This window comes from Sphingobium sp. DN12, from assembly GCF_051058005.1.
In the GTDB taxonomy this organism is placed as follows: Bacteria; Pseudomonadota; Alphaproteobacteria; order Sphingomonadales; family Sphingomonadaceae; genus Sphingobium; species Sphingobium yanoikuyae.
Genome location: NZ_CP173717.1, coordinates 1,345,063 through 1,371,695 on the forward strand (window position 1 = coordinate 1,345,063; position 26,633 = coordinate 1,371,695).

At 59.7% G+C, this 26,633-nt stretch carries 28 protein-coding genes; 20 read left to right on the forward strand and 8 right to left on the reverse strand.

Annotated elements, in window-relative coordinates:
• Nucleotides 1-49 precede the first annotated feature (49 nt).
• Genes ACI6S0_RS06420 through treY form a run of 5 tightly spaced genes read left to right on the forward strand, consistent with a single transcriptional unit; the run spans nt 50 to nt 8,292 of the window.
• Nucleotides 50-292: a DUF2934 domain-containing protein gene (locus tag ACI6S0_RS06420; protein ID WP_434405289.1), complete on the forward strand. Its 243-nt coding sequence runs from the start codon at nt 50-52 to the stop codon at nt 290-292.
• A gap of 38 nt (nt 293-330) precedes the next feature.
• Nucleotides 331-2,436: a glycogen debranching protein GlgX gene (glgX, locus tag ACI6S0_RS06425; RefSeq protein WP_313737343.1), complete on the forward strand. Its 2,106-nt coding sequence runs from the start codon at nt 331-333 to the stop codon at nt 2,434-2,436.
• On the forward strand, nt 2,433-4,139 hold the full coding sequence (treZ, locus tag ACI6S0_RS06430; protein WP_081600988.1) for a malto-oligosyltrehalose trehalohydrolase: 1,707 nt from the start codon (nt 2,433-2,435) through the stop codon (nt 4,137-4,139). The genes glgX and treZ overlap by 4 nt, the downstream gene beginning before the upstream one ends.
• Nucleotides 4,109-5,902, forward strand: a complete 1,794-nt coding sequence (locus ACI6S0_RS06435; RefSeq protein WP_157228591.1) for a 4-alpha-glucanotransferase — start codon at nt 4,109-4,111, stop codon at nt 5,900-5,902. The genes treZ and ACI6S0_RS06435 overlap by 31 nt, the downstream gene beginning before the upstream one ends.
• Nucleotides 5,899-8,292 carry a malto-oligosyltrehalose synthase gene (gene treY, locus ACI6S0_RS06440; protein ID WP_293919452.1) on the forward strand — a complete coding sequence of 798 codons (2,394 nt, stop codon included), beginning with the start codon at nt 5,899-5,901 and terminating at the stop codon, nt 8,290-8,292. The genes ACI6S0_RS06435 and treY overlap by 4 nt, the downstream gene beginning before the upstream one ends.
• A gap of 349 nt (nt 8,293-8,641) precedes the next feature.
• On the opposite strand, the gene ACI6S0_RS06445 is transcribed toward treY, so the two are convergent.
• Nucleotides 8,642-9,424: a transglutaminase-like domain-containing protein gene (locus ACI6S0_RS06445; RefSeq protein WP_017503129.1), complete on the reverse strand. Its 783-nt coding sequence runs from the start codon at nt 9,422-9,424 to the stop codon at nt 8,642-8,644.
• A 324-nt stretch (nt 9,425-9,748) separates the two neighbouring features.
• On the opposite strand from ACI6S0_RS06445, the gene ACI6S0_RS06450 reads away from it, so the two are divergent.
• The 8 genes from ACI6S0_RS06450 (at nt 9,749) to ACI6S0_RS06485 (ending at nt 17,530) form a co-directional block, all read left to right on the forward strand.
• On the forward strand, nt 9,749-10,855 hold the full coding sequence (locus ACI6S0_RS06450; RefSeq protein ID WP_017503130.1) for a glycosyltransferase family 4 protein: 1,107 nt from the start codon (nt 9,749-9,751) through the stop codon (nt 10,853-10,855).
• The gene (locus ACI6S0_RS06455) at nt 10,852-11,772 is read left to right on the forward strand and encodes a glycosyltransferase (protein WP_017503131.1); all 921 of its coding nucleotides are present in this window, start codon (nt 10,852-10,854) and stop codon (nt 11,770-11,772) included. The genes ACI6S0_RS06450 and ACI6S0_RS06455 overlap by 4 nt, the downstream gene beginning before the upstream one ends.
• The gene (locus tag ACI6S0_RS06460) at nt 11,769-12,818 is read left to right on the forward strand and encodes a hypothetical protein (RefSeq protein ID WP_017503132.1); all 1,050 of its coding nucleotides are present in this window, start codon (nt 11,769-11,771) and stop codon (nt 12,816-12,818) included. The genes ACI6S0_RS06455 and ACI6S0_RS06460 overlap by 4 nt, the downstream gene beginning before the upstream one ends.
• Nucleotides 12,815-13,921, forward strand: coding sequence for an acyl-CoA dehydrogenase family protein (locus ACI6S0_RS06465; protein ID WP_017503133.1), 1,107 nt, complete (start codon nt 12,815-12,817; stop codon nt 13,919-13,921). The genes ACI6S0_RS06460 and ACI6S0_RS06465 overlap by 4 nt, the downstream gene beginning before the upstream one ends.
• Nucleotides 13,918-14,583 (forward strand): PIG-L deacetylase family protein, encoded by a 666-nt coding sequence (locus tag ACI6S0_RS06470; RefSeq protein ID WP_051035824.1) that lies wholly within the window; start codon nt 13,918-13,920, stop codon nt 14,581-14,583. The genes ACI6S0_RS06465 and ACI6S0_RS06470 overlap by 4 nt, the downstream gene beginning before the upstream one ends.
• Entirely contained in the window at nt 14,580-15,161 is a 582-nt protein-coding gene (locus ACI6S0_RS06475; protein WP_017503135.1) for an SAM-dependent methyltransferase, read from the forward strand. Before ACI6S0_RS06470 ends, ACI6S0_RS06475 begins: the two co-directional genes overlap by 4 nt.
• On the forward strand, nt 15,161-16,066 hold the full coding sequence (locus ACI6S0_RS06480) for a glycosyltransferase family 2 protein (protein ID WP_293919451.1): 906 nt from the start codon (nt 15,161-15,163) through the stop codon (nt 16,064-16,066). Before ACI6S0_RS06475 ends, ACI6S0_RS06480 begins: the two co-directional genes overlap by 1 nt.
• Nucleotides 16,067-16,471: 405 nt before the next feature.
• A complete protein-coding gene (locus ACI6S0_RS06485) occupies nt 16,472-17,530 on the forward strand; it encodes an extracellular catalytic domain type 1 short-chain-length polyhydroxyalkanoate depolymerase (protein ID WP_313326185.1) in 1,059 nt (352 codons plus the stop codon).
• Nucleotides 17,531-17,537: 7 nt separating this feature from the next.
• Here ACI6S0_RS06485 and ACI6S0_RS06490 read toward each other — a convergent pair whose 3' ends face one another.
• The 4 genes from ACI6S0_RS06490 to ACI6S0_RS06505 all read right to left on the reverse strand — a co-directional run bounded on the left by ACI6S0_RS06490 (nt 17,538) and on the right by ACI6S0_RS06505 (nt 18,558).
• Nucleotides 17,538-17,744, reverse strand: coding sequence for a DUF3253 domain-containing protein (locus ACI6S0_RS06490; RefSeq protein ID WP_293922950.1), 207 nt, complete (start codon nt 17,742-17,744; stop codon nt 17,538-17,540).
• Nucleotides 17,745-17,826: 82 nt separating this feature from the next.
• On the reverse strand, nt 17,827-17,997 hold the full coding sequence (locus ACI6S0_RS06495) for a DUF2256 domain-containing protein (RefSeq protein WP_375188345.1): 171 nt from the start codon (nt 17,995-17,997) through the stop codon (nt 17,827-17,829).
• Between the two features lie 13 nt (nt 17,998-18,010).
• Entirely contained in the window at nt 18,011-18,268 is a 258-nt protein-coding gene (locus ACI6S0_RS06500; protein WP_017503139.1) for a hypothetical protein, read from the reverse strand.
• 86 nt (nt 18,269-18,354) lie between these two features.
• On the reverse strand, nt 18,355-18,558 hold the full coding sequence (locus ACI6S0_RS06505) for a hypothetical protein (RefSeq protein WP_017503140.1): 204 nt from the start codon (nt 18,556-18,558) through the stop codon (nt 18,355-18,357).
• A 483-nt stretch (nt 18,559-19,041) separates the two neighbouring features.
• On the opposite strand from ACI6S0_RS06505, the gene ACI6S0_RS06510 reads away from it, so the two are divergent.
• Complete coding sequence (locus ACI6S0_RS06510) at nt 19,042-19,599, forward strand: PRC-barrel domain-containing protein (protein ID WP_051035826.1); 558 nt, start codon at nt 19,042-19,044, stop codon at nt 19,597-19,599.
• Nucleotides 19,600-19,906: 307 nt separating this feature from the next.
• Here ACI6S0_RS06510 and ACI6S0_RS06515 read toward each other — a convergent pair whose 3' ends face one another.
• The 3 genes from ACI6S0_RS06515 to ACI6S0_RS06525 all read right to left on the reverse strand — a co-directional run bounded on the left by ACI6S0_RS06515 (nt 19,907) and on the right by ACI6S0_RS06525 (nt 22,132).
• Nucleotides 19,907-20,419 carry a hemerythrin domain-containing protein gene (locus ACI6S0_RS06515; protein ID WP_293922949.1) on the reverse strand — a complete coding sequence of 171 codons (513 nt, stop codon included), beginning with the start codon at nt 20,417-20,419 and terminating at the stop codon, nt 19,907-19,909.
• A 113-nt stretch (nt 20,420-20,532) separates the two neighbouring features.
• Nucleotides 20,533-21,189 (reverse strand): DUF6766 family protein, encoded by a 657-nt coding sequence (locus ACI6S0_RS06520; protein ID WP_017503302.1) that lies wholly within the window; start codon nt 21,187-21,189, stop codon nt 20,533-20,535.
• A gap of 154 nt (nt 21,190-21,343) precedes the next feature.
• Nucleotides 21,344-22,132 (reverse strand): alpha/beta hydrolase, encoded by a 789-nt coding sequence (locus ACI6S0_RS06525; protein WP_017503303.1) that lies wholly within the window; start codon nt 22,130-22,132, stop codon nt 21,344-21,346.
• A gap of 290 nt (nt 22,133-22,422) precedes the next feature.
• On the opposite strand from ACI6S0_RS06525, the gene ACI6S0_RS06530 reads away from it, so the two are divergent.
• Genes ACI6S0_RS06530 through ACI6S0_RS06555 form a run of 6 tightly spaced genes read left to right on the forward strand, consistent with a single transcriptional unit; the run spans nt 22,423 to nt 26,605 of the window.
• Nucleotides 22,423-22,998: an SRPBCC family protein gene (locus ACI6S0_RS06530; RefSeq protein WP_017503304.1), complete on the forward strand. Its 576-nt coding sequence runs from the start codon at nt 22,423-22,425 to the stop codon at nt 22,996-22,998.
• On the forward strand, nt 22,998-24,188 hold the full coding sequence (locus ACI6S0_RS06535) for a zinc-dependent alcohol dehydrogenase (RefSeq protein ID WP_017503305.1): 1,191 nt from the start codon (nt 22,998-23,000) through the stop codon (nt 24,186-24,188). Before ACI6S0_RS06530 ends, ACI6S0_RS06535 begins: the two co-directional genes overlap by 1 nt.
• 11 nt (nt 24,189-24,199) lie before the next feature.
• On the forward strand, nt 24,200-24,982 hold the full coding sequence (locus tag ACI6S0_RS06540) for an SDR family NAD(P)-dependent oxidoreductase (protein WP_026109640.1): 783 nt from the start codon (nt 24,200-24,202) through the stop codon (nt 24,980-24,982).
• A 9-nt stretch (nt 24,983-24,991) separates the two neighbouring features.
• Nucleotides 24,992-25,174, forward strand: a complete 183-nt coding sequence (locus tag ACI6S0_RS06545; protein WP_026109641.1) for a hypothetical protein — start codon at nt 24,992-24,994, stop codon at nt 25,172-25,174.
• Between the two features lie 28 nt (nt 25,175-25,202).
• Nucleotides 25,203-26,297 (forward strand): catalase family protein, encoded by a 1,095-nt coding sequence (locus ACI6S0_RS06550; protein ID WP_434405290.1) that lies wholly within the window; start codon nt 25,203-25,205, stop codon nt 26,295-26,297.
• Between the two features lie 11 nt (nt 26,298-26,308).
• A complete protein-coding gene (locus ACI6S0_RS06555) occupies nt 26,309-26,605 on the forward strand; it encodes a hypothetical protein (protein WP_017503308.1) in 297 nt (98 codons plus the stop codon).
• The last annotated feature ends 28 nt before the right edge of the window (nt 26,606-26,633 follow it).

Below are 26,633 nucleotides of genomic sequence, written 5' to 3' on the forward strand. Positions count from 1 at the left end.
TGATCTACATCAGTAGGCGCATCCAAACTTCCTCTGATGCATTTGGGTTTTGTTCCAGATCCCGAACCAGGAAGCCATCATGACAGAGGAAAATGAAGCGAGAGTTCGCCAGCGCGCGCATGCCATCTGGGAAGCGCAGGGTCACCCTGAAGGCCTGGCAACCGAACATTGGCGCCAGGCGGAAGCCGAAATTGCCCAGGCACAAGCGGCAGTTCAACTGCCAAACCCCCTGGCAAGCGGCGCTGCAGCCCAAGCGCTTACCGGAAAGAGATCAACCAAAGCCCCGGGCTGAAACCCTTTGCCTGACTTAGCTACAGGACAACACCGCCCTTGAGCCTTTATGCTGATCGTCTCGAGGGCGGGTCGCCCTATCCCCTCGGCGCCAGCTTCGATGGCCTTGGCGTCAATTTCGCCATTTTCTCCGCCAATGCCGACCGGATAGAATTATGCCTGTTTGATCCTGGCGGGCGAAAGGAAATGGCGCGCCTTACCCTTCCTGAATGCACGGATGAAGTATGGCATGGCTACCTGCCAGATGCGCGCCCGGGTCTGCTTTACGGCTATCGTGTGCACGGTCGCTACGCGCCAAAGGAGGGCCATCGTTTCAATCCCAACAAGTTGCTGCTCGATCCCTATGCCCGCCGCCTGTCGGGCAATATTCGATGGAATGACGTGCTGCATGGTTATCGGGTCCGCGGCAGGCAAGAGGATCTGGGTTTTGATCGCCGGGACAGCGCACGCGCCATGCCCAAGGCCGTAGTGACACATGACAGCTTTGACTGGTCCCGCGATATACGCCCCAATATTCCCTGGTCGCAGACCATCATCTACGAGGCCCATAGCAAGGGCCTGACCAAGCTCCTGGAGGCTGCGCCAGCACAGGAACGTGGTACATTCGCCGCGCTCGCGCATCCCAAAGTGATCGACCATATGAAGCGCCTCGGCGTCACCGCGCTCGAACTGATGCCCATCCACGCTTTCACCCAAGATCGCTTTCTGTTGGAAAAGGGCCTGCGTAACTATTGGGGCTATAACAGCCTGAGCTTCTTCGCGCCCGAGCCAAGCTATTTTGCGAGCGATACGCATGACGAGTTGCGCGTGGCCGTGCGGCGGCTTCACGCGGCCGGTATCGAGGTCATCCTGGATGTCGTCTACAATCATAGTTGCGAGGGAAGCGAGCTGGGGCCAACCCTCTCCTGGCGCGGTATCGACAATGCAACCTATTACAGGCTCCTGCCCGAAGATCGGCGTTATTGTCTCAACGATACCGGCACAGGCAACAGTTTCAACCTGACCCATGCCAGGGTGATACAGATGGTAGCTGACTCGCTGCGCTATTGGGCGAACAGTTTTGGTGTGGATGGCTTTCGGTTCGACCTCGGTTTGACGCTTGGGCGTACAGAATATGGGTTCGATCCCAATGCAGGCCTTTTTGACGTCCCGCGACAGGATCCGGTACTTGGAAGGCTCAAGCTCATCACCGAACCATGGGACGTGGGCATGGGCGGCTATCAGCTCGGTAATTTTCCGCCCGGCTTTGCCGAATGGAACGACAAATATCGTGATACCGCGCGTCGGTTCTGGCGAGGGGATCCTCTGCAGAGAGCCGATCTGGCGGCGCGGCTGTCAGGCTCTGGCGACATTTTCGATCGCCGCGCGCGGCGCCCCTGGGCCAGCGTGAATTTTCTGGCCAGCCATGACGGCTACACGCTTGCCGACGTCGTTTCCTATGAGGAGCGACATAATGAGGTCAATGGCGAGGATAATCGCGACGGCCACGATAATAATCTCTCGCGCAACTGGGGCGCGGAGGGATCGACGGATGACCCGAGGATCATTGCCCGACGACACAATGTTCGTCGCGCCATGCTCACGACCCTTCTTGCGTCTCTTGGCACTCCGATGCTGGTAGCAGGCGATGAATTTGGTCGTACGCAGGGCGGTAATAACAACGCCTATTGCCAGGATAATGCAATCAGCTGGCTCGACTGGTCGATGATGGAAAGCGAGGAAGGGAAGGCGCTTTTCGATTTCACCGCCAGATTGATCGCGTTGCGCAAGGCCCATCCGGTGCTGCGTGCCCCAACCTTCCTCTATGGTCAGGACTCGCCAGGCTTCGGCATCAACGACATCGAATGGTGGGATGAGCGCGGAGAAAAGTTGACGCACGACGACTGGCACAATCCCGAAGGGCGCGCCCTTGTCATGCGACGGGCAAGCCTGCTGGAGGATGGGCGCGTCGAGGCTCTGACGCTGCTGCTCAACGCAAGCGAGGATGCAATCGACTTCACGCTTCCTTCACCCTCCGCTCCGCGACAGGTGCTCATCGACAGTGCGCAGCCCGAGCGAGCGCCCTTTGCTATCGGCGACGTCTACAAGGTGGAGGCACATGCGGCAGTGTTGATATGCTGGCTTGGCGAAAGGCCAGCCATATGACGCAATGGGGCCCGAGCGATCTTGGCGAGGGGCGATGGCGCTTTGCGCTTTGGGCGCCGAACCGGGACAATGTCACTCTGGAAATTGATGGAGCCCAGGCGCTGCCGATGGCACCGTCTGATGGAGGCTGGTTCTATCTCGAGACTGAAGCGACAGCGGGAGACCGCTATCGTTTTCGCCTTACCGCCGACCTCGCCGTCCCGGACCCTGCATCGCGCCGACAATGTGGCGGCGTTCATGGCTGGAGCGTCGTCACTCCGATCGCCGCGCCCGCTAGCGGCTGGCAGGGGCGCCCCTGGGAGGAGGCTGTCATCTATGAGCTGCATGTCGGACTGTGTGGAGGATTTGCAGGCGTAGCGGCAAGACTGCCTGCTCTGTCAGAAATTGGCGTGACAGCGATCGAGCTCATGCCGATCAATGCTTTCAGCGGCTCTCGCAACTGGGGCTATGATGGCGTGCTCCCCTTCGCGCCGGCCGAAGCCTATGGTGGCCCGGCGGACCTGCGCGCGCTGATCGACGCTGCTCATCGCCTGGAGATGATGATCTTCCTTGACGTCGTCTACAATCATTTCGGGCCCGATGGAAACTATCTCGGCAACTATGCCACGCCCTTTTTTCACGCCCAGCGCCATACACCATGGGGCGGAGCGGTGGCGGTCGACCGACCGCAGGTCGCGGCCTATTTTCGCGAAAATGCGTTGATGTGGTTGAACGATTATGGCTTTGACGGACTTCGCTTCGACGCGGTCCATGCGATCGGCAACGATGATTTTCTTGACGGTCTGGCGCGCGATATCCGCGCAGCCACGCCGGGCCGCCGCATATATCTGATGCTCGAAAATGAGCGAAACGATGCTGCCAGACTAACCCCCCACACCTATGATGCGCAGTGGAATGACGATTTCCACAATGTCATGCATGTTCTTCTGACGGGGGAACATGATGCCTATTACGAGGATTTTGCCGACCAACCCGCACAGAAGTTGGCACGCTGCCTCAGCGAAGGGTTCATCTACCAGGGGGATCCCTCACTGCATCACAAAGGTGCGCCGCGTGGGAGCCCCAGTACGCACCTGCCCCCTCACGCCTTCATCGCATTTCTGCAGAACCACGACCAGACCGGCAACCGCGCGCTGGGCGAGCGGCTGATCCATCTTGTATCTGTAGAACGGCTCAGGGCCGCGACGAGCCTGCTGCTCCTCATGCCGCACATCCCCCTGCTGTTCATGGGCGAGGAGGTGGGCGCCAAAAGTCCCTTCCTGTTTTTTACGGATTTTCGCGATGATCTTGCCGATGCCGTCCGTGAGGGCCGGCGTCTTGAGTTCAAGGGCTTTGCCAGCTTCTCGAGCAGCGATGCCAGGGAACGCATTCCCGATCCCAACGCGCTCGAAACCTTCAACATGGCAAGGGTTATGCAAGGCCAGGACGCCGCGGACTGGCGATCCTTCTATGCCACGCTTTTAACCCTCCGCCGCCAGGCGGTCATGCCGGGGATTGCTGGCGCACGGGCGCTTGGCGCAACTGCGCTCTCCAGCGGCGCTGTCAAGGCGAGATGGATGCTTGGCAATGGTCGCCTGCTTACCATCCTCATCAACCTTGGCGGCGTGGCGGTCGACCTTTCTGAAAGCACGCAGCCCTGCTTCTCGACAGGGGATCCGGGCGCGCCGGCCAGTTGCACCATCTGGATCGGGCAACCGCAATGATACTGCTTCACCAGCTCGCGCAGGAGGCCGGCATCGCGCGCCTGTGGACCGATGCGGACGGTATGGAGCAGGTTGTAAGCGATGATAGCCTGCGCGCGATCCTGGCCTCGCTCGGCCTTCCGGCCGACAATGACGCTGCTGTTACAGTGTCACGCGCCGCGCTCCACCAGCGACGCTCTGCCCGCCCCGGATTGGTGACCGTTGATTGCGGCGAGCCTCTCCCGCTGCCTGGCGGAAAATTCACCCTCCGGGACGAGACGGATGCCGTCCTGAAAATCGATTCCGAATGCGGCTTGTCCGTTCCTGGCTATTATCGCGCTGATCTGGATGACGGCAGCGTCATGCTGGCGGTCGCGCCTCTCACCTGTCCTGCTATCAGGACTCGAGGGTGGGGCGTCACTGTTCAGATTCCCTCGCTTCGCGAAGAAGAGAAGGATTTTGGTGATTTTGACACTCTTATCGAGGCCGTCACACGGCTGGGCGCCTGCGGCGCGGATGCAGTAGCCCTCAGCCCGGTCCATGCCCAATCGCTTCTCGCACCCGGCCGCTTCGCGCCTTACTCACCCTCGAGCCGCGTTGAACTCAACGCGCTGCTGCTACCAGTGCACAGGCGGGGCGTGGCGCCGTCAGCCACGCTGATTGAATGGGACGTCGCTGGTCCGGCCAAGCTCAAGGCGCTTGAAGAAGCGTTCAGGCGTTCTGCGGCAAAGGGCAACGCTGACGCTCAAGTCGACAGTTTCGAGGCTTTCACACAGGCGCAGGCCCGTGCCAAGCTTGATGATGTCCAGCGTGAGGCAAAGAATGCGGGCATGGCGATCGGCGTCATCACAGACCTTGCTGTCGGCGTCGATCCGCAGGGAGAGGAAGCACGCAAAGATCCGGGTGCCTTTCTCCAAGGCCTGCACATAGGCGCGCCGCCCGACCCGCTGGGACCTCAGGGTCAGGACTGGGGCCTTACAAGCTACAGCCCTCAGGGCCTGGCAGATCGCGGATTTGCCCCCTTCATCGCTTTGCTGCGGACCAATATGCCCCGCGGCGGAGGCATCCGGATCGACCATGGCTTTGGACTGCAGCGTCTTTGGATCATTCCCCAAGGTCGTCCGGCAACCGAGGGCGCCTATCTCTCCTATCCCTTTAACGACATGCTGCGCCTTGTCAGGCTTGAGGCCTGGCGCGCAGCCTCCGTCGTCATTGCCGAGGATCTTGGAACCCGACCTCCTGGATTTGGCGAGGCGCTGGAAAAGGCAAATATCTATGGCATGACCGTTCTGCCTTTCACCCGTGGCGAAGAAGGATTTCGGCCAGCATCAGCCTATCCCGAACGTTCCGTGGCCATGAGCGGAACACACGACATCGCTACAATCACGGGCTGGTGGACTGGTCGCGATCTGGACTGGAACCGCAGGCTTGATCGCGGAGGGGAGACGCCTGCCGAACGGGCCGAGGCCCGATCAGCGCTATGGACCGCTATCGGTGGGGGCGCGCCGCAGCCCGCTGATGATGACGCGGCGCCTGTCATTGAGCGCGCGCTTGCCTTTCTGGCGGGATCAACTGCTCCTCTGTTGCTGGTGCCGATGGAAGATCTCCTTGGCCTTGCCGAGCAGCCCAACCTCCCGGGCACCACGAACGAACATCCCAATTGGCGCCGCCGCCTTCCCGCGCCGATCGAAAGGCTGCTTTCCGACCCCGATGTCCAGCAACGTATCGCCTGCCTCTCCACGATCCGTCCGAAGACCGCTTTGCAAAAAAGGGTTCAGCCATGACACCGCGCGCGACCTACAGGGTCCAGCTGACGAAGCAGTTCCCTTTTGCAGCTGCCCGGGCAGTCATACCCTATCTCGCGGATCTGGGCGTGAGCCATCTTTATGCTTCTCCCATCACCACGGCGCGCCAGGGCTCAACCCATGGCTATGATGTCATCGACCCAACCCGGATCAATCCCGAGCTTGGCGGCGAGGACGGGTTCCGCCAACTGGTTGCAGCCCTGCGAGCCCATGGCATGGGCATCATCATCGACATCGTCCCTAATCATATGGGGGTAGCTGGCGGCGAAAATCCCTGGTGGAACGATGTATTGCGATTGGGCCCGACCAGTCCGTTCGCCTGCTATTTCGATATAGACTGGAACGGTCCCCTGAAGCTTCCCATATTGGGCGGGCCACTGGCTGCCGTCATCGCGCAGGGCGATCTCGTCGTTGGATCAGCGGGAGCACCCCATCTACTGCTCTATGGTGAGCAGAAGCTTCCCCTGCGTCCAGACGGACCCCAGCAGGGCGATATCGCGACTATCGCGGAAGCACAGCATTATGCCCTCATTCATTGGCGTACTGCTGGCGATCAGCTGAACTGGCGCCGATTTTTCTCAATCAACGATCTGGCTGGCGTGAGGGTTGAAGACCCGGCCGTCTTCGAGGCGACGCATGGCCTCTATTTCCACCTCTATCAGGAGGGATTGATTGACGGGCTGCGCATCGACCATGTCGATGGCCTGTCGGACCCTGCGCGTTATTGCCGCCGTCTGCGATCGCGAATGGACCAGATCCGTCCCGGCGCCATCATCCTCGTTGAAAAGATAGTTGGGCCCGGGGAAATGCTTCCTCCCGACTGGGGCGTCGAGGGGACCAGCGGTTATGATTTCATGCGCGATGTCACGGCCCTGCTGCACGACCCCATTGGCGAAACACCTCTCGCAAGCCTGTGGGAGGCCCTCGATCCTGATCAGTCCGACCCGCAAGATGTCGTCCGGCGCGCGAAACGCGACATGCTCGAATGGCAGTTCGAGGCGCAGCTGGCTGCCTGCGTTCACGCTTTCAGCGCCGTCGCCCAAAGCAGCGGACAAGCCGCGATCATGGCGTGGACGGAGCCGATGTTGCGCCGATCGATCAGCTGCCTACTGCAGGCCTTTCCTGTCTATCGCACTTATGGCGACGGACAATCGGCTCCTGCAAGCGACGAGGAAGTGAGGCTCGAGGCGTGGGAAGCGGCAAAGCCCTCTCTGCCCCCCGGCGAGAGACCGGTAGGACAGCAGATTCTGGCATGGCTTGCCGGTGATGGCCCTGGCCAGTCCGAGCTTGCGGCCGAGGCTGTACGCCGATTTCAGCAGCTTTCGGCGCCGATAGCCGCCAAGGGGGTGGAAGACACCGCCTTTTATCGCCGGGCACCACTATTGTCAGCCAATGAGGTTGGATCGGCGCCGGCGGAATTTTCCATTTCGCCGGCGGAATTTCATCGCCGGGTCCTTCAGCGGGCCAGCGAGTTCCCGGCGGCCATGCTCGCGACCGCGACCCATGATCATAAGCGCGGTGAGGATAGCCGCGCCCGCATTGCGGTACTCAGCGGCGTGCCAGATCTCTGGGAGCATCATGTCCAAGGATGGATTAAACGCGCCAGGACGCATCATGGCGACATTCATCCTGCCGATTGCTATCAGCTTTTCCAGACCTTGTTTGGCACTTGGGACGGCTCAAGCGATACTCTTGCCTATATGGATCGCATCCTTGCCTGGCAACAAAAGGCGCTCCGGGAGGCCCGGCTTCGCTCCAGCTGGGAGGAACCATGCATCGACTATGAAGAAAAGGCTGCCCATCTTGTACGTGATCTTGTTGGAGCCTCCGACTTCAGAGACGATATGGAGCGCCTGATCGGACGTATCGGGCCCGCTGCCCAGGCTCACAGCCTGGTGCAGACCGTTCTGAAATTCTGCCTGCCCGGCATTCCTGACATTTACCAGGGCTGCGAATTGGAGGATCTGAGCCTGGTTGACCCCGATAATCGCCGCGCCGTCGATTATGCGCGACGTCAGGCTTTGCTTGCCCCCGGTGAAATGACAGAAAATGCCAAGATCAAGCTTGTTCAGAGGCTTCTGGCACTGCGCCGGGACAATTATTCGCTTTTTGCGTCTTCCCGCTACGAGCCTGTACTGGCCAGGGGGCCGAGAGCCGGAAACATCCTTGCCTTCACCCGGCGAAACGAAACAACGCAGCTGACCTGCGCAGTCCTCATCCGCGCGACCTCCGCTATCACGGAGTCTGGTTGCCTGCCGTCATCGCAATGGTGGCAGAACACATATCTGGAAGCGGGCGCCTCAATACCAGCGCATCAACTCTTCGCTCAGCAACCCTATTATATGTCCCTCGACCGAACCGCTCCCTAGATCTGAGCGCAAGCGCAAACCCTGTTGGGCAGATTTTCCTGCGGGCGCTTTTCATGCTCTGCTGCGCGGCTGACAAAGCTTTGTTCTGGTGCTGCAGGAGGGGGGGCTTTTCCAAGGACCCGCGCCGATCGAAAGGTCGAACAACGAGTTTTTCGCCACGTTTCAGGAGAATGACCGCACCTCCGCTCGGATGCACTATAGCAGATTCCGGTCCAACTTCGTCAGCTCGACTGCTCTAGACCGCTGATTCGACGCGTTTTCCGAGTCATCAGGTGATTCCATCTGATTAGAAAACGCTTTAGCGACCGCGATGCCGGCAGTCCGGTCAGCCGGGTCGAACCCGACGCCGTCACTCCAGGCAGGGCTCCACCGCGACATATTGATCGATCAACCTGGCGCCGCCAAACGTCGTGAGAAACGCGACGTCGGCTGCATCGCGGCCTACGCCGATCTTTGCCATGCCAGCTTCCCGCGCCATGCCCGTAGCATCGACAAGATGCCATTCTCCCTCAAGGAAAATCTCGGCGACCGCATGGAAATCGGGAGGCTCAACGCCAACGGCATAGACGCTCGCGATCCTGGCAGGAATACCGGCAGACCGGGCCAATGTAATCAAAAGATGCGCATAATCGCGACAAATCCCACGGCGCGAGATGAAGGTGTCGGCCGCAGTGGTCATGACGTCGCTTGAGCCGGGAACATAGCGCACATGGTGATGAACCCAGTCACGCATGGCTATGACAAGCTCGCCCCCCTGAAGCGTCCCGAACTCCTCTTCGACAAAGCTTTGGAAACGATCGGATTCGCAGTACCGAGACGAAAGCAGATAGGGAATGGTTTCACCGGGCAATTGATGCGGCGGCACCCTTTGCAACTGTCGGCAGTCAGCCAAATTACGGTTGACGACTATCCTGGCTCGATAGTCGACGACCATCTTACCGGACATCCGCAACCATATCCGCTCGCCGATACCGTCCTGCGCGGGAACATGGGCGATATGATCCGCCCGGGGAAGGATGAGGTCCTTCCATTCGATCGCCTGCTCAGGAATATCAGCGGCCTCGATCTGCAAGAGCAGGTCCGTTGGACCAGCCAGCTCGTAATCGAGATGAACATGGACGCTAAGTTTCATGCAAACTCCAAGCCTTGGGCGACTGAGCCGAACCGAAGACAAACTCCGATACATATCTAGAAATATCAAGTCTTTGTTCTGTGTGCTTCGCTACGCACCAGATATAAAAACAGCTCACTAAAAAAGTTGATCCAGCGCAGGCATAAAATGGACACGGCAAATCGCGGTTGCATTCGCCTTGGAAAATAAACCTAGGTTATAGATTGATCTGGATTATGAAGATTTCTGGTATTTAGATTCGGAATCTGAGGAAATTAATCGCGGCATTTGTGTTGAACGCTTGCCGATCGCAATCCTCGCGCATCGTCGCTGGGAGAGCGTGGAGTGCGTATCGCCATCATAGCCCATCTGAAATATGCTATCGGCGAGCCATTCGCTGGCGGTCTGGAAATGCACACGCATATCCTTGCCCGGTCGCTTCGGGAACGGGGCCATGACGTCACCCTTTTCGCTTCGACGCGATCCGACCCAAGTCTGGGGCTAGAAGCGATCTGCGAGGAAACGTCGCTTCTCGAGACCGGTATTGACGAGGCGAACGATGTCGCCTTCTTTCGTGAACACCATGCTTATCTGGACCTGATGACTGCGTTGCGGTCACGCTCATTTGACCTCATTCACAACAATTCCCTGCATTATCTGCCGGTCAGCATGTCCGAAACATTGTCGGTCCCCGTCGTCACCACCCTCCATACGCCGCCCTTCTGCTGGCTCGAGAGCGGGATCAGGCTCAATCGCGGACCAATGACCTATGTGGCGGTCTCCGAAGCGACGGCCGCGATGTGGCGCCATGTTGCGCATGCCCACCACGTCATTCCCAATGGTATCGACCTCAGGCATTTTCCCTACCAGCCCATTGCCAACCAGAAGCCCTATCTCATTTGGTATGGCCGGATTGTTCCCGAGAAGGGACTGGATTATGCGATCGACGCCTCGCGTCTGGCGGGGTTGCCCTTGCGGATCGCGGGACCGATCTCGAACCAGGGCTATTTCGATAAGCTCATCGCGCCCCGATTGGGAGGGGATGTCGAATATGTCGGGCATCTTTCTCACATCGCGTTGTCCAAGCTTGTAGGCGGTGCCGTCGCCGCCCTTTGCACGCCGCGCTGGGAAGAACCTTACGGTCTGGTCGTGGCTGAAGCGCTTGCCTGCGGTACCCCTGTCGCCGCATTCGCGCGTGGCGGCTTGCCTGCGCTCCTGACGCCCGATTGCGGCGTTCTCGCTGAACCGGACAATATTTCCTCTCTCGCATCGGCCGTACTTGCCGCCTCGCTACTCGAGCGCAGCGCCTGCAGGGCATATGCCGAGCATTATTGCTGCTCGCGGCGCATGGTCGACGAATATGAGGCTTTGTATCGGCATCTTGCGATGGCGCCGATCGCGATCCCGAATGCGCCGGATATTGGGCTCCCACCTGTCGCGGATGTCGCATGACGCAGGTCTGTATCTGTGTACCGGCCCGCAACGAGGCAGAGCATATCGGCCGCCTGATCAAAGCCTTGGCCCGGCAGGGAACAGGGGCGCCCTTCGCTGTCGCAATCTGCGTCAATAACAGCAAAGATGCGACATACGCCGTCGCACTCGACGCCGCGCAGCGCTTCAACGCCCGCTTCCCGCTCAAAATGATCCAGCGAGAGTTCGACCCCGTCCTTGCGCACGCCGGGTCTGCTCGCCGTGCCGCGATGGATCTTGGCGCCGAATTAGTGGGCCCGCGTGGTATGCTGATTTCTACAGACGCTGACTGCCGGCCTCCGGCAGACTGGGTCGATGCCAACCTTGCGCATTTCGCCCTGGATCGGATCATTGGCGGCCGGATCGAACTGGATGAGTTGGAGGCCGCTCAAGCACCGGAAATATTTTCGCTGCGTCGTCGCTTCGAGGCCTATTGGCGGACGGTGCGCGCAATCGAGGATGCGATCGATCCGGTTGATTGGGACATGCCGCCCCGGCATGGCGATCATACGGGCGCGAGCCTTGCGCTATCGGCAGATCTTTACATCCGCGCAGGCCGCGTGCCACTCCTTCGCACAGGAGAGGACCGTGCCTTGGTCGAAGCAGCGATCGAAGTGGGCGGCAAACTGGTTCACCCCAATGCCGTATGGACGCGGGCATCATCCCGCACCGTGGGGCGCGCCGATGGCGGCATGTCGGCTGATATGCGGCAATGGCTGGGCTGCGCACAGAGGGGAGACACACCTTTCGTCCCCGCTTTATCGCATTGGGAGGCGCGCGCACGATGGCGGTTTCAGGCCAGGCGCGAAATGAGCGCAGCGGCATTTGTAGAGGCGGAACGCACCCTGCCTGCATTGCCCTGTGACATGCCGCTTCCGAGGCCGGCCGCTATCTCATGAGCCGCCCGATCGGCTATTACGTCCATCATCATGGCGACGGTCACCGTCAACGCGCGATCGCACTTTGTCGGTCGCTGGGGAGCGTCACGCTGCTGGGGACCGGGCTGATGGCCCGGACTGAAGGCCTTCCCTGTCTTGAACTGCCTGATGACCGCCTCGATGATGGGTTCTGGGGTATCGACGGCTCCCAGCGGCCTTTGTCGCTCCATTATGCTCCGCTGGACCATGAGGGAATCCGGCAGCGCACCGCACTGATAGCAGCCTGGATCGCGCAGGCGCGGCCGCGCCTGATAGTGGTAGACGTATCGGCCGAGGTGGCAATGCTAGCCCGTCTCGCATCCGTGCCCACTGTTTATGTCCGTTTGAACGGCAGAAGACTTGATGCTGCACATCTTGAAGCCTTCCGCGGGGCAACTGCTCTGCTTGCCCCCTTCCATGAAGCTTTGGACGATGATGAAATCCCCGGCTGGATCCGCAAAAAGACCATCTACGCTCCTGGCATTGTCCGATCAGCGCGCAGCGAGGCAATTGAACGTGATGGCGACGTATTGATTGTCCTTGGGCGAGGGGGCGGCATTTCTGACGGGAATAGATGGGCCGAAATTGCCCGTGCGACACCCGAGCGTAAGTTTCGCATCATTGGCCCCTGCACGGCGCCTGCATCCTTTCCGGACAATCTGGAATTACGGGGATGGGTCGAAGATGCCGATGCACAGATCGCAGCCTCAGCGGTCGTTATCGGGGGTGGGGGAGACGGCGTTGTCAGCGCGGTATTGAGCGCGCGTCGTCCCTTCATCTGCGTGCCCGAACCACGTCCCTTTGACGAACAGGTATCGAAGGCGGAAAAGCTTTCGGCTGTAGGTGGCGCGATCGCATGCTTTGAATGGCCGCCAGCAGGCGACTGGCCGGGAATGATCAATCAGGCGATCGAGCGCGCCAGATGTTGGCCCGACTGCCTGATGGACACAGGTGGAGCCGAACCCATCGCCCGCTGGTTGAATGACCTTGCCGGCACATCGCCGGCAGACAGGAGTCGTGCTACGTGATCCCCGATATCCAAAGTCAGGACCCCGGAACGATCGATATTGTCGATCGGCTGGCAATATTGGGCGCGCGCTATGATGCGGCACCCAACTTCCCCTGCGAGAGCATGTCGGCCCTGATCGAAAGCGGGCACCATCGCTGGTTTGCCCCCCAAATATGCGGGGGCCTTCCCTTCGAAGACGAGGCAGCGCGCTGCCGTGCGATGGCGCAGGCCTTGCGCGAAGTGGGACGCGGCGATCTCAGCATTGCTCGGCTCTACGAAGGCCATGTCAACGCTTTGTCCCTGTTCGAATGGTATGGGGTGCCCGATCAGTTCCGCTGGCTGGCAAATGCCCTCGATCGCGGAGCATGGTTCGGAGTTTGGGCGACCGAGCCATCTCCCGGCGTCCGATTGACGCGAGAGACTGTTCCCTCGCTACTTGGCGAGAAGATATTTGCCAGCGGGGCTGGGGGGCTTGATTATGCGCTTGTAACGGCCGCGAGTGAAGGCGAGCACCGTCGGCTCGTCATTGTTCGCGCTGATGAGAAAGTCCGCGCGGACCTGTCAGGATGGCGTGTACGAGGCATGCGCGCGAGCGTGAGCGGACGCTATGTGCTGGACGACGTAACGGTCGAACCTGACATGCTGCTGGGCAAGCCAGGTGACTATGACCAGGATCCCCGTTTTACCGCCGGGGCATGGCGCTTTTGCGCCGCGCAGCTTGGTGGAATTGAAGCGCTCGTCACAGAAATTCGTCGCTCCATGCGCGACGCGGCGCGCGAGGATCCTGTCCAGCGCGCGCGGTTCGCCGATGCCACCGTTGCTGTCCGAACCGCTGGCTTCTGGGTGGCGGAAGCTGCACAGCGTTTCGCATCTGGTCATGACGATGCCGTCGCCGTGGCTCGGATGACACGCGGTGTCGTCGAGGACGCCGGGTTCATTGTAATGGAGGCCGCCGCGCGGATCCTCGGGACACAAAGTGCCCTAGACGGGCAACGTGCTGACAAGATCGTCCGCGACCTATCTCTCTATCTGCGGCAGGCAGGTCCAGATCATGCCCGCGATGAGGCCGCCAAGGCACTTCTCGACCACGATATCTGGGTTGAGGGCGAACGCTTGTGGTGAACACCGAGCTTCTTTCGCGCAGCCGCTGGTCGCAGGCGCGCTGGCTCATATTGGCACCCCATCCTGACGATGAGACGCTGGGGGCCGGCGCGCTGATAGCGCATTGCGCCGCCAGAGATCGATTAGGCGCTATCGTCTACCTGACCGACGGGGCGGGATCGCACCCCGAAGGTACGCCGCGCGTTGCGATCACCCGGCGCAAGGAAGCCCGGCACGCCATTGGGAGATTAAATGCTGCCGCCGCCCCGGCGATCTGGATGGGGTGGCGCGATGCCCAACCCCATCCTGTCGATAGCCAGATTTTCAGCCGAGATGCCGATAGACTGGCAGCGTTCATCCGCTGGCGCCGGATCGATGCGATTGCAGTGTCCGACTACAGCGAAACGCATTGCGACCATGTCGCCGCCTATCGACTTGCGAAGGCGGCGACGCGCCGGGCAAAGCGGCCAGTCACATTGTTCGCCTATCATGTGTGGAGCGATCCGCCGCCCTTTGCCCGACGGATTGCGACGCCTTCCATGGCTGTTGGACGCAGGCGACAGGCGCTTTTGGCGCATCGCAGCCAGATGTCGCCGATGATGGGCGATGGCTTCAGGCTCCCGCGCGAGAAGCTGCGCATGCCCGCACGGGACATACTGACATTGAGAAGGGATCGACAATGACCGTCACCAGCCTCAAGGCGGAATATTTCGATGACATATTCGCCTCAAATGATGATCCGTGGGATCTTGCATCCAGCAAATATGAAGCCGCCAAATTCGCCCATACCCATGATGTCCTGGCGGACCGCCGATATGCCCGTGCGCTTGAGATCGGCTGTGCCCATGGTGTTCTGACCAGCCATTTGGCGCCAATGTGCGATAGCCTGCTGGCAATCGATATCAGCACCAAGGCGCTCACAAAGGCGCGAGAGCGGGTGGGCGACCGTCCTGGCGTCACGCTCGCGCAGATGGCCTTTCCGCACGATACACCGGATGGCGAAGGCTACGACCTCGTCATTTTGTCCGAGGTCGCTTATTATTGGGACCTTGTAGATCTTGATCGGGCAGGTGAATGGTTGCGCGATCAGGTTGCTGCCGGCGGCCGTATAATCCTTGTCCATTATACCGGAGAGACTGATTACCCTCATAGTGGCGACGAGGCGGTCGAGGCTCTTTGGACCGAACTCGGTTCGAATTTCGAAGTGGAGCTGGCCGAACGGCACGACACATATCGACTAGACCTGTGGAAACGCTGCTAATGGGCGTTTCCGTCCTCACCATCGTTCGCAACCGTAGCCTGCATCTGGCGCAGCTTGTAGCCGGCTTGCAGCGGAGTGATCGTCAACCCAATGAACTGATCGTCGTCGATATGAGCGATGAACCGGTCACATTGCCACCGGCTCAGTTTCGCGTGCATATTGATCAATTCGAGGCCAACGGCCTCCCGCTGGCAGCGGCGCGAAATCGAGCAGCTTCGCTGGCCAGTCATGACAGGCTCGTGTTTCTGGATGTCGATTGCATCCCCATGCGACAGTGCATTGGGATCCTGGCTGATACCCTAAGCGAATATGATGCCCTTCTATGTGCGGATATCCGTTATCTTGGCCCAGATGATGCCCGCGACTGCTGGAACGAGACAGACTTGCTAAAGCGCGGTCGCGCGCATCCGGTGCGCTTATTTCCGGACAAAGGCTTAAGAGAAGAGGCTAATGCCGGACTGTTCTGGTCGCTTGCCTTCGCGCTGCGGCGCTCGACGTTCCAGGCGCTGGGCGGGTTCGATGAAGGGTTCATCGGCTACGGCGCTGAAGACACGGATTTCGGGTTCAGAGCAGTGGCAGCTGGCCTGAAGCTGCTATTTGTCGGTGAGGCCATAGCCTGTCACCAATATCATGACAGTCATGATCCACCGCTGCAGCATCTCGATGATATTGTACGAAATGCACGGCGCTTCCATGCGCGCTGGAAGCATTGGCCGATGGAGGGCTGGCTTGAAGCGTTTGAGCGTCTGGGCATCGTGCAGCGCCAAGGAGATAAGCTTGTCCAGCTTCGCGCACCGACACGAGCCGAGATGATGGGCTCAAAGGTTGAACCGGCAGACTGGACATCAGAACAAAGCCGTAACTATCACCATGCCGAACAGAGGGCTGACATTTCGCCCAAGTGACTGGCGGTTGCCCTACGTTGGGGTGGAATGGCGCCGAAGCCATCTTCCTGCCTAGCAAGACTGATTGCGTATCGTCATGGCCTGGCGCGCGGAGTCGCGGACCGCGCCGGGCAACCGCTCGCTCCTATCTCATGTTCGTAACTTAGCTCGCACGACGCGCCTCCATGAATATGCCGACAAATATATTGCTCTCGATATTATGAAGATCAGGGCGCCACGCCTTGCGTGCTGGCCGAACTCCCCCATATTGTGCGGTGCAGCATAAACAAATTGTCGCGAGTGAACGGCTGCTGTTGCAGGATAGGAGATTTTCGTATGTCTAGATTATCCGCTACAATCGCCCGATTGGCAGCCATGCGAGCCAGCCACTCGCTCCAGGCTCTATCCGCTGGTCCCAGTCGCCTGGTGGACCTCGATGCTTTTGGGACCAACCCAGGCGCGTTGAACGCCAAAATCTATGTGCCCGAGAAGATTGCTGAGAAACCGGCGCTGGTCGTCATATTGCATGGCTGCACGCAAACCGCCGAAGGCTATGATCGCGGCGCGGGCTGGTCACAATTAGCAAATGAGCACGGTTTCCTGCTGCTATTTCCAGAGCAGCGACGCGCAAACAACCCCAATCTCTGTTTCAACTGGTTCTCTCCCACAGACAATGGCCGCGATCTGGGCGAGGCGCTATCCATCCGACAGATGATCATGGCGATGGTGAATAGCCATGGGGTCGACCCGTCGCGCATATTCGTGACAGGTCTTTCAGCAGGGGGCGCAATGACCTCTGTCATGCTTGCCAGCTACCCGGAATTGTTTGCGGGCGGCGCGATCATCGCCGGCCTGCCGTACGGATTGGCGTCGAATATCTCGCAGGCGCTTGAAACCATGCGCGGATGTGGAGCTTTCGACGCGGAGGATCTGGGTGATCGGGTCCGTCGCGCGTCGGCCCATTCCGGCCCCTGGCCACGCATTTCGATATGGCACGGCAGCGCCGATGCGACAGTCAGCAGTTCCAATGCAGAGGCAATTCTTGCTCAGTGGTTGTCGGTCCACGGTCTTGAGCCGGCACCGGACGTTTCAGAGCAGATAGCGGGCCACCGCAGGCGCTCCTGGAACGATGCAGTCGGACGCCCGCTTATCGAGGATTATCGCATTGCCAAGATGGGCCACGGCACACCACTCTCCACGAGCGGGCCGGATGCTTGCGGCATGGCAATGCCGCATATGCTCGAAGCGGGTATCTCATCCACTCGCAGGATCGCATCGTCCTGGAACCTGTTAATAGCTGGCACGGAGCGCACTGTCGCGCAATCGGTCGGCAAAGCTCGGGAGGGCACACCGAGTCTGCCGGTATCAAAGGTAAATCGATTGGAAGCGTTGCCCTCCGAACCTTCATGCCCGACCATGTCAGGGAAGGCAGGCGTAGAAAAAGTCATCCACGATGCGCTCCGGGCTGCGGGCCTCATGCGCTGAGCAGATTTCACCTCATGGGTTGCATACGGCCGATCCGATAGGGACCATCGCGCGACGCCATGACTTTTCCCTTCCAACTCAGTTCGACCAACCCTTCGGCTACTAGCTGATCGATTGCGGCGTGGACGACCGGCATTTCTTCACGCCACGAGGGCCCTTTGGGATCAGCGTTCGCTTTACCGGCAACCATCCGTGCGACCTCGCTTGGACAGATTGTCGCCTGGCCCGTGCGGCGGCGAGCAAATGTAAAACCTTGTTTCGCGCATTCTCTATCCGCTCAAGGGCAATGTCAGAGGTCATCGGGTCAGGTAAGGATGGTGCCCGGCCTGAGGCGGTGCCAGGCGGGCAGCAACGCTCGGAACAGAATCTACCCGCGCCCAATACCGCGTCCATCTCGTGCGCCAGATGAACGAGGGTCCGCAGCCAGTGCAGATTTTCCAGGAAAGCTTCAGCTTGTGGTGGGTCATGACAGGATCAGGATTAGAGCCCGATCTCCTCGAGTGCCCGAGCGACCTCGGGGTCCAGGGCCTGGTCGGATTTGGGCGTCAGGCGGTTTAGCGCAGTACGCAGCCGCTGTTGTGCAACCTGCAATGTCTTGTGCCGAACCTCACGCGTGACGTTGGTTCGCCATGATCGGCTCTCGCCCAGCAGAGCTGCCCATTTCGCCTCTTCTGCCGCCAGGATCGACAGGGCCAGCCTCAGACCATCCCGGCGGCCACGCGCATAATCCTCTTCCATGACCACCACCTCGAAGATTTGACACTCCGTACATCGGCAGCGCGTGCCTCCGGCGAATGGCTCAGCGCAGCACTGTTGCCAAGCTATCAGCAGTTTGCATCATTTTCTGACTCGAAACCCTGAACAGCTTTCACAACGCCGTACCCAATGGCGGTCAGCAGACCGACCTTTACCACAGTACCGACAATGCGCGGCATGAAGTAACCGATAACGGCTCCCTTCGCGCCGCTGTCGCCGTCCCGCTGGTCCAGCTTGGACCCTATGACCGCACCGATGATTTCCGTGATCATAACCTGCTTCCTTGTTGAGATCAGAGGAGCGCGCGACATCGCGTGAGGTTCCACTGTTATCGACTGATGCGTACGAGGCAGATCGCCAATTGCGCAGCATCGACTGAAGCGGACTAGCGCCATCTCCTGCTTTATGACCCTCAGTTACCTTTGCGCAGGAACGCCGATCGACACTGGCACCGGAATTACGCGAGTCATACACGGAGCGCTCAGGCGTTGGGCGCCGTGTTATGAATTGTTCGGAGCGTTTTTGATCGCGACCATCGCCAAATGCCCCTTCCACCAGCGGAGCTTATTCTCGCGGGCCTGGTACGGCCCCTGCTCGGCAAAACCGCTGCCGCCGTATATGCAAAGAGAAATCTCAGAAATCTGCCTTCGATCCGGCACCAGCTAGACCGCCTCGCGTTGGTCGCTTCTCACCTATTGATCATGGAGCTACCAGAGTTGGAAGATCTCGCCGGTTGGATTGCCCCTGCCGCCACCATGATTGCGGCCATGATGACCGCAGCCAATCTGGGCGCACGCGTCACGGGCTGGGGTTTCGGGGTCTTCACCTTGGGATCGATCGCCTGGTCGATAGTCGGTTTCTCTTCGGGACAGACGAATCTGCTTGCCACCAACGGATTTCTAACTCTGGTCAATCTCATTGGCGTCTGGCGCTGGCTTGGCAAGCAGCGCGCCTATGAAGATGGCGGTAAGTCCGCCACCCTGGCAAGCCAGCGGTCCCTCTATCCAACGCTTTTCACCGCGACGAGCGTCGCTGGCATGCCGGTCGTTGATGCTGAAGGCGAGACAATCGGACATGCAGTCGAAGCCCTCGTGTCCTGCGAGAGCGGCAGGGTAAGTTACGTCGTGGTTGCGTCTGGCGGTTGGGCGGGCGTGGATGAAGAGCTTCGCGCTGTGGATTGGACGGATATGAACTTTGCCAGTGCTCGGCTGACCCTGCTGCGCTCACGCGCGTGGTTCGATCGTTTGGCACCGCTTCCCGAGGGAGAATGGCCCGCGGCACCGGCGGAGTTTGACGAGAGGCGGAGCAAATGAGGTTTCTTCACGACCTTTACGATACCGCCCATATCTGTGCCGGAATGTGAGCGCAGATCGCGGCCTCGACATGGCGGAAAGGGGCATTGCTGCTGTAACATATCCTTCCCCCAATTTCCGGGGACGGCCTGGAACTCGCCAGCGCCATCTGCAAGTATATCGGGGGAGATGTCGCCAGCGCTCTTCAGGCGGAGTCTTGCTACACGGAGAGGCTGACCGCTCCTGTGAAGGATCGCGTCGGATGGCGGTTGCAAGACATGAGCCGTCGCCATTTTCAGACGCCGGCCCATTGCGTTTTACCGGCTGATTAGGCTGCGAGCAGGTTCACAGCTGTCGGCTTTGCAGCGGGCAGCCCGTCTGCCTTTGCTTGCGCAAGCAATTCCTTCTTGCGTGCAGCCATCGCGTCGCGGAGTGCCACAAGATCGACATCCGTCTTCCGACACTGAGCGAACATGCCCTCCGACGGCATTTCCTCCTCATGGACATGATGCTTGATTTCTTCCGAAAGCACCTTGACCTTTGCATCGTAGAAAGCGTCGTCTGGCGACCCGGCCTCCAAATCGTTGATCAGCACCTTGGCGCCATCATGTTCGACATAGGCTTCGTCGAGCGTGTCGTCCTCGATCAACCCGCGGAAGGCGGGATAGAAGATTTCTTCCTCGATGAGCGTGTGGATTTTGAGCTCGACGCAAATCTCGTGCGCCAGCGCCTGCTTGCGGTCTGCGGATTTGGCACTCTCGAACTTCTCGAACAGATCCTCGACCTTGCGATGGTCGGCCTTTAACAGGGCGATCGCATCGGTGAATTGCGGCTCGGCCATCCTAATTCTCCTATGGGGTGATGGCCAATGAAGCAGTCGGCACCAATTATGGTTCCTCGCTAACGACTCGCAAAAAGGAAGGAGGCCGGGAGTATGGAGCCATCCACATCTGCTTACTCGCCCGTCTGACTATGAGGGGCTGCTACAGCCTTGGATTCCGGCGATTCCCGTTGGCGCAGAAAAATGGATAGAAGCACCAGAACGGCAGTCGAGAGAAATTCGCTTTGCCAGTTTTGGGAGGATTCAAACCAAAGCTGAGGATCGCCGAGATAGGCTATCGTTGTCAGCGGCTGTTCTCCATGTGCTATTGCATCCTGCGCTGCCACCCTGGCGCTTTGGCTCCAGTGGATGACAAAAGAGATGACGAAAAGGGCGGCCAGAGCCAGGCCGAGCGATTGCGCATAGAGAGCGCGCCAGATTGGCCCCCATCGCAGGATTTTCGGTGCACCGGGCTTGCTCGCCTGGAGATCGAGGTCTGCGTCTCGCGGCGGGCCGTCCGGGTCCTTGGATTCGGCCGAACCGCGCTGGACGAGGAAAGCGGTCAGCACCACATAGGCTGACATTTGCAGGAACTCGCTCTCCCAATTCTCAAAGACGCTGGAGAGAAATTCGGGGCTGAAGCTGTAGGCGCTGAGCGAAAGCGCCTGTTCGCCATGACGGTGCGCATCTTCGACCTGAACATGCCAGCCCGCGATCCATTGTCCGATAATGCTCGCCCCAAACAACAACAGCAGGACGAGCGTCAGTCCGTTGTTCCGCACCATGACCATCTTCCAATCCTCATGATCCTTTGGGTGACGGCTTGCTGGCTCGCGGACCGTCGGTAAAGATTGCCACGTAACACCCCGGGTGCAGCGGTCCGGGGTCGAATGGACAAGTCTGCGCCGGTTCGCACGGCGCTCGCCTTCGGGCCGGCGGGGGCTATCAGATGATCGCGCCGGCGCTGGTTGCGGCGCTGTTGGGCTCGATAAACTGGTAGGCGGCTTCCGCGACATCCTGCCAGCCCGGTTCATTGCAGATATAGTGGCTGCGGCCGGCGAAGGGCAGAAACTCCGTCAGGCTCGCTACGTCCGTGTAGGCCCTGAAATTTTTCTCGCTAAGATGTGCGGGAATGATCTGATCCTCTTCACCGCCGATCAGCAGCAGGGGCGCGTGCGGCGCATCGAGATCGATCCGGCCATCTTCGCCCATGCAATCGCGCAGAATGTTGCGGCTGTCATGCGTCGCCGTCGCCTCGAATTCGGCTGCTGCGTCCGGTGGGCTCAAACTATTGGCGAACGCATCACGGAAGGTCTTCTCGTCCATGAGCACAGGCGCATTGCCCTTCAGAGGGTTTGCGATGATCGCGCTGTTTTTGATGAAGCCCCAATCGAGATCGATAATTGCGTTGGGGGCGACCGAATTGATGGCAACGCCGCTCGACAGCAATCCGCGACTGAGCAGGATCTGGGTGATGAGCCCGCCGACCGAATGACCGATCATGATCGGCAGGTCGTAACGACGCACCTGGGCCTCGACCGCTTCGATCACCTCGCGAAGGCGAAGGTCGCCCAGACCTTCAGGCGGGTTCTCACGCAGATCGAGTGGGTTTCCTGCGTGAAGCGGCCAGGCCGGTGCCACGCACTCATAGCCCTTCTCGCTGAAATAGTGGGTCCATTTGCGCCAGCTGACAGGATTTTGAAACATGCCATGGACGAATATCACGGTTTTCATGGATCACTCCTCGACTGGTGGGGGACGCCCAGGCGAACGGTCCAGGCTACCGTCCGTTCCAGTGCCAGAGAGCAGGGCATTCACGCCTGAAGACCCTCGTGCGGCCGTTTATCGCGCAACCCGGCGCCCGCTGTGGCTCCAACACTGATCTCCATCAATAAGATTTATCCCCGTGTTTATGGGACTATTGCTGCGGCAGTCGCGTTGAGTAGCGGCGAGACCAAGGCTCGCTTTTGCTGCGCCCATCCATGTTGGCGCAGCCTATTTCCCATGCCCAAGGAGCTATGCCCATGAGTCATGCGACAGACGATGCCCCTGCGGCCACTGCAAAGTCGAACGAGCAGAAGAAAGAGGCTTCAACCGCAATCGAGGGGGCGGATCATGGAAGCCTCATTGGCAAGTCCGTGACCATCAATCGCACTCGCACCGAACTTTTTGCCTATTGGCGCGACTTCACCCGGCTGCCCAGCTTCATGGAGAATGTGGAGCGCGTGGACGTCCTCGCCGCTGGACGCTCCCACTGGGTGGTGAAGGCGCCGGCGGGAAAGACCGTAGAATGGGACGCGGTCATCACCGAAGAGATAGACGGTGAGCTGATCGCCTGGGCTTCTGTCGAAGGCGCTGACGTCCCCAATAGCGGTCGAATCGAATTTCGCGACGCGGGCGAGCGCGGCACGATCGTCACGGCTACCATCACCTATGATCCGCCCGCCGGCTTCATCGGCAAGATCGTCGCCAAGATGTTCCAGCGCGAACCGGCCATTCAGGCGCGGCGCGATCTGCGGCGGTTCAAGCAGCTCATGGAAACCGGCGAGGTCGCCACTGCCGCCCGCACAGCACAGCAATTTGCCGAGGAGAAGAACTGATGCGCGCGCTAACCTGGCACGGCAAGCATGATGTCCGCGTCGATACCGTCGACGACCCTGAAATCCTCAATCCGCGCGACGCCATCATCAAGATCACCTCGACCGCCATATGCGGTTCGGACCTGCATCTTTATGATGGCTACATCCCGACCATGAAAGCCGGCGACATCCTTGGCCATGAGTTCATGGGCGAAGTGGTCGAGACCGGTGCAAAATCGACGTTGAAGAAGGGGCAGCGGGTCGTGGTGCCTTTCACCATCGCCTGCGGGAACTGCTACCATTGCGGCAAGCATCAATATTCCGCCTGCGATAACGGCAATCCCGCCGACAATCAGGATATCGGCCGGGAAATGTATGGCCAACCAATGTCCGGACTGTTCGGCTACAGCCATCTGACCGGCGGCTATGCAGGTGGGCAAGCCGAATATGTCCGTGTGCCATTTTCCGACGTCGGGCCGATCGTCGTTCCCGATGGGTTGGATGATGACCAGGTCCTTTTCCTCTCCGATATTCTCCCAACCGGCTGGCAGGCGGCCGAATATGCCGATATCGAGCCGGGCGACACCGTCGCGGTCTGGGGCTGCGGACCGGTCGGCCTGTTCGCGGTCCAGTCCGCCTTCCTGATGGGCGCGCATCGGGTGATCGCGATCGACCATTTCCCGCATCGCCTTGAGCTAGCGAAGCGCTTCGGCGCGGAAACCATCAACTATGAAGAAACGAAGACATATGAGGCGCTGATGGAGATGACTGGCGGCATCGGTCCCGACGCAGTCATCGACGCCGTTGGCCTCGAAGCGCACGGCTTCTTCCTCGACAATGTGGTCGATCAGATCAAGGCGTCGATGTTTCTTGGTACCGACAGAACCCATTCGATCCGACAGGCGATCCATGCCTGCCGCAAGGGCGGCCGCGTTTCCATGCCGGCCGTCTATGGCGGCTTTGTCGATAAATTCCCGCTGGGCGCCTTCATGGAGAAAGGGCTGACGCTCAAGACCGGCCAGACCAGCGTCCAGCATTATATGCCCGCACTTTTGAATGCGATCGTCGAAGGGAAGATCGACACGACCTTCCTCATTTCGCATCGGATGGGGCTGGAGGATGCTCCCATGGGCTACAAGATGTTCCACGACCAGCAGAATGAAGTGACCAAGATCGTGCTGAAGCCCGCCTTTGATCGCGTTGCGGCGTGAGGAGAAAAGACATGGCTAGTAAATTCGCAATCATCTCCGGCGCGTCCAGCGGGATTGGCGCTGAATTGGCAAAACTGGCGGCCGCAGATGGCTATGATCTCCTCGTGGTTGCCGACACGCCCTTTGCCGATGCCTCGGCTGGACTCGCAAGTTTTGGTGTCGCGGTCGATACGCTCGAGGTCGATCTTTCTACCGTACAGGGCGTCGATCAATTGCTCGATCGTGCCGGCGGGCGACAGGTGGACTTGCTCTGCGCCAATGCCGGGCATGGCCTGGGACATGCGTTTCTCGACCAGCAGCTATCCGATTGGCGCCATGTCATAGACACCAACATCACCGGGACCATCTACCTCCTTCACAAGGTGCTCAGTCCGATGGTGGCGCGCGATGCGGGAAAGATCCTCGTCACTGGCTCGATCGCTGGATTCATCCCCGGCAGCTTCAACGCGGTCTACAACGGCACCAAGGCTTTCATCGACAATTTCACCGAAGCGCTGCGCAATGAACTCAAGGATCATGAGGGCGTCACGCTGACGACGCTGATGCCCGGCGTGACCGATACGGAATTTTTCGACCGCGCCGGCCTGGGAACCGACACTTCAGTGGGTGCCGACGACAACAAGGCCGATCCGGCCAAGGTTGCAAAGGATGGCTGGGACGCGCTCTTGGCGGGAAAGGGCCATATCGTTTCGGGCTTTTCGAACAAGCTGCAGGTCGCAGCAGCGGGTATAGTGCGACAATCGTTTTTGGCTGAGCAGCATCGCAAGATGGCTGAGCCCGGCAGTGCGCAATAGGAGGCCAGAATGTCCAAGGATACCAGTAGAGTAGCGCGAGGACCGCTCGGCGATGCCCGTCCGGACCATGAGGCTGAGGATGATCGGCCCAAGGGGAAACCCTCCGAAAAGGTGGAGGACCGGCCCAATGTCGGCACGGTAAAACCCGAGGATTATCCGGCCGAGGATCGCGACAACGCGCGCCCGGATTGAGATGTTTCAAACTATCGCCGGAGGCCCGATGAGCAGCCCGATCCCCTATACGACCGACATCGAGCGGATTGACCAGGATGAGGCGGAGGTAAATGCCGAACTGGCGGACACTTTCCGCCAGATCATCGAGACCACATATCGTGATCTGGGCCACGGGTTTCGCGGTGTCCATGCCAAGAGCCATGCCCTCCTTCAGGCGCGCGTTCGCGTGCTTGAAGGATTGCCGCCTCACTACGCGCAAGGCGTTTTTGCCGAGCCGAAGAGCTTTGATGCTTTGGTAAGAATATCCACTGGTGCTGGCGATATATTGCCTGACAGCGTCTCATTGATCCGTGGCTTTGCCATCAAGCTCGTCGGCGTCGAAGGCGAGCGGCTGGCAGGGAGCGAAGGCGACAGTACACAGGACTTCCTGTTCGCCAATGGTGTTGCCTTTCCGACCCCGGGTCCAAAGAAGTTCCTCGCGAACCTGAAGCTGCTCGCCAAGACCACCGACAAGGTCGAAGGACTCAAGAAGGCAGTATCTGCCGTCTTTCGAACGGCCGAGAAGGGCGTCGAAGCACTGGGCGGGGAGAGTGCCTTGCTCGAACAGCTTGGCGGCCATCGCCACACCCACCCCCTTGGCGAGAGCTTCTTCACCCAGGCGCCGATCCGTTATGGCGACTATATCGCCAAACTTGGCGTCGTCCCGCTCTCAGAGAATTTCAAGGCGCTCGAAGATCAGGAAATCGACATCGCCGGTCGTGACGATGCGCTGCGCGAAGAGATTGCCAGCCTGCTGGCGGCGCAAGGCGGTGAATGGGAAATACGCGTTCAGCTTGCCCGTGATCTTGCTGCCAATCCGATCGAGGATGCGTCGGTTGCCTGGCCTGACGAGGACAATCCCTATGTTGCGGTCGCGGTCATCAGCATTGCGCCACAGCCGAGCTGGACTTGGGGCAGAGCGCGGGTGCTCGACGATCAGACAGCGTTCAATCCTTGGCATGGGATCAAGGCGCATCGTCCGCTCGGTGCGGTGATGCGAGCGCGCAAAGTGGCCTATGCTGCGTCGTCCGAGCTGCGCGGGCGGTTGAACGGCTGCCCTTTCCATGAGCCGTCAAATGCGCAGCTACCCGATGCCGAATAAGGAGAGATGCGATGCCGAAAGGTGACAAGTCGAGCTATAGCGACAAGCAGAAACGCAAGGCCGCCCATATCGAAGAGGGCTATGAGGATCGCGGCGTTTCCCACAAGGAGGCCGAGCGCCGCGCCTGGGCAACGGTCAATAAGGAATCGGGCGGCGGAAACAAATCGGGTTCCGGACGCGGCAAGGCTGAAAATCATGACAGTTCGCGCAAGGGCGGACGCAAAGGCGGTTCCAGCCAGAGCGCTTCCGACCGGTCGGCTGCCGCGAAAAAGGGTTGGGAAACGCGGAGACGTAAAGGCGCCGCGTGAATTCCTGCTCCATGGGCAATCATAACCA

Coding starts and splice junctions, on each gene's coding strand:
- treZ (WP_081600988.1), top strand. CDS start 2,433: ATGACGCAATGGGGCCCGAGCGATCTTGGCGAGGGGCGATGGCGCTTT.
- treY (WP_293919452.1), top strand. CDS start 5,899: ATGACACCGCGCGCGACCTACAGGGTCCAGCTGACGAAGCAGTTCCCT.
- ACI6S0_RS06445 (WP_017503129.1), bottom strand. CDS start 9,424: ATGAAACTTAGCGTCCATGTTCATCTCGATTACGAGCTGGCTGGTCCA.
- ACI6S0_RS06455 (WP_017503131.1), top strand. CDS start 10,852: ATGACGCAGGTCTGTATCTGTGTACCGGCCCGCAACGAGGCAGAGCAT.
- ACI6S0_RS06460 (WP_017503132.1), top strand. CDS start 11,769: ATGAGCCGCCCGATCGGCTATTACGTCCATCATCATGGCGACGGTCAC.
- ACI6S0_RS06475 (WP_017503135.1), top strand. CDS start 14,580: ATGACCGTCACCAGCCTCAAGGCGGAATATTTCGATGACATATTCGCC.
- ACI6S0_RS06480 (WP_293919451.1), top strand. CDS start 15,161: ATGGGCGTTTCCGTCCTCACCATCGTTCGCAACCGTAGCCTGCATCTG.
- ACI6S0_RS06495 (WP_375188345.1), bottom strand. CDS start 17,997: ATGACCCACCACAAGCTGAAGCTTTCCTGGAAAATCTGCACTGGCTGC.
- ACI6S0_RS06500 (WP_017503139.1), bottom strand. CDS start 18,268: ATGGAAGAGGATTATGCGCGTGGCCGCCGGGATGGTCTGAGGCTGGCC.
- ACI6S0_RS06505 (WP_017503140.1), bottom strand. CDS start 18,558: ATGATCACGGAAATCATCGGTGCGGTCATAGGGTCCAAGCTGGACCAG.
- ACI6S0_RS06510 (WP_051035826.1), top strand. CDS start 19,042: ATGATTGCGGCCATGATGACCGCAGCCAATCTGGGCGCACGCGTCACG.
- ACI6S0_RS06515 (WP_293922949.1), bottom strand. CDS start 20,419: ATGGCCGAGCCGCAATTCACCGATGCGATCGCCCTGTTAAAGGCCGAC.
- ACI6S0_RS06520 (WP_017503302.1), bottom strand. CDS start 21,189: ATGGTCATGGTGCGGAACAACGGACTGACGCTCGTCCTGCTGTTGTTG.
- ACI6S0_RS06525 (WP_017503303.1), bottom strand. CDS start 22,132: ATGAAAACCGTGATATTCGTCCATGGCATGTTTCAAAATCCTGTCAGC.
- ACI6S0_RS06530 (WP_017503304.1), top strand. CDS start 22,423: ATGAGTCATGCGACAGACGATGCCCCTGCGGCCACTGCAAAGTCGAAC.
- ACI6S0_RS06535 (WP_017503305.1), top strand. CDS start 22,998: ATGCGCGCGCTAACCTGGCACGGCAAGCATGATGTCCGCGTCGATACC.
- ACI6S0_RS06540 (WP_026109640.1), top strand. CDS start 24,200: ATGGCTAGTAAATTCGCAATCATCTCCGGCGCGTCCAGCGGGATTGGC.
- ACI6S0_RS06545 (WP_026109641.1), top strand. CDS start 24,992: ATGTCCAAGGATACCAGTAGAGTAGCGCGAGGACCGCTCGGCGATGCC.
- ACI6S0_RS06550 (WP_434405290.1), top strand. CDS start 25,203: ATGAGCAGCCCGATCCCCTATACGACCGACATCGAGCGGATTGACCAG.
- ACI6S0_RS06555 (WP_017503308.1), top strand. CDS start 26,309: ATGCCGAAAGGTGACAAGTCGAGCTATAGCGACAAGCAGAAACGCAAG.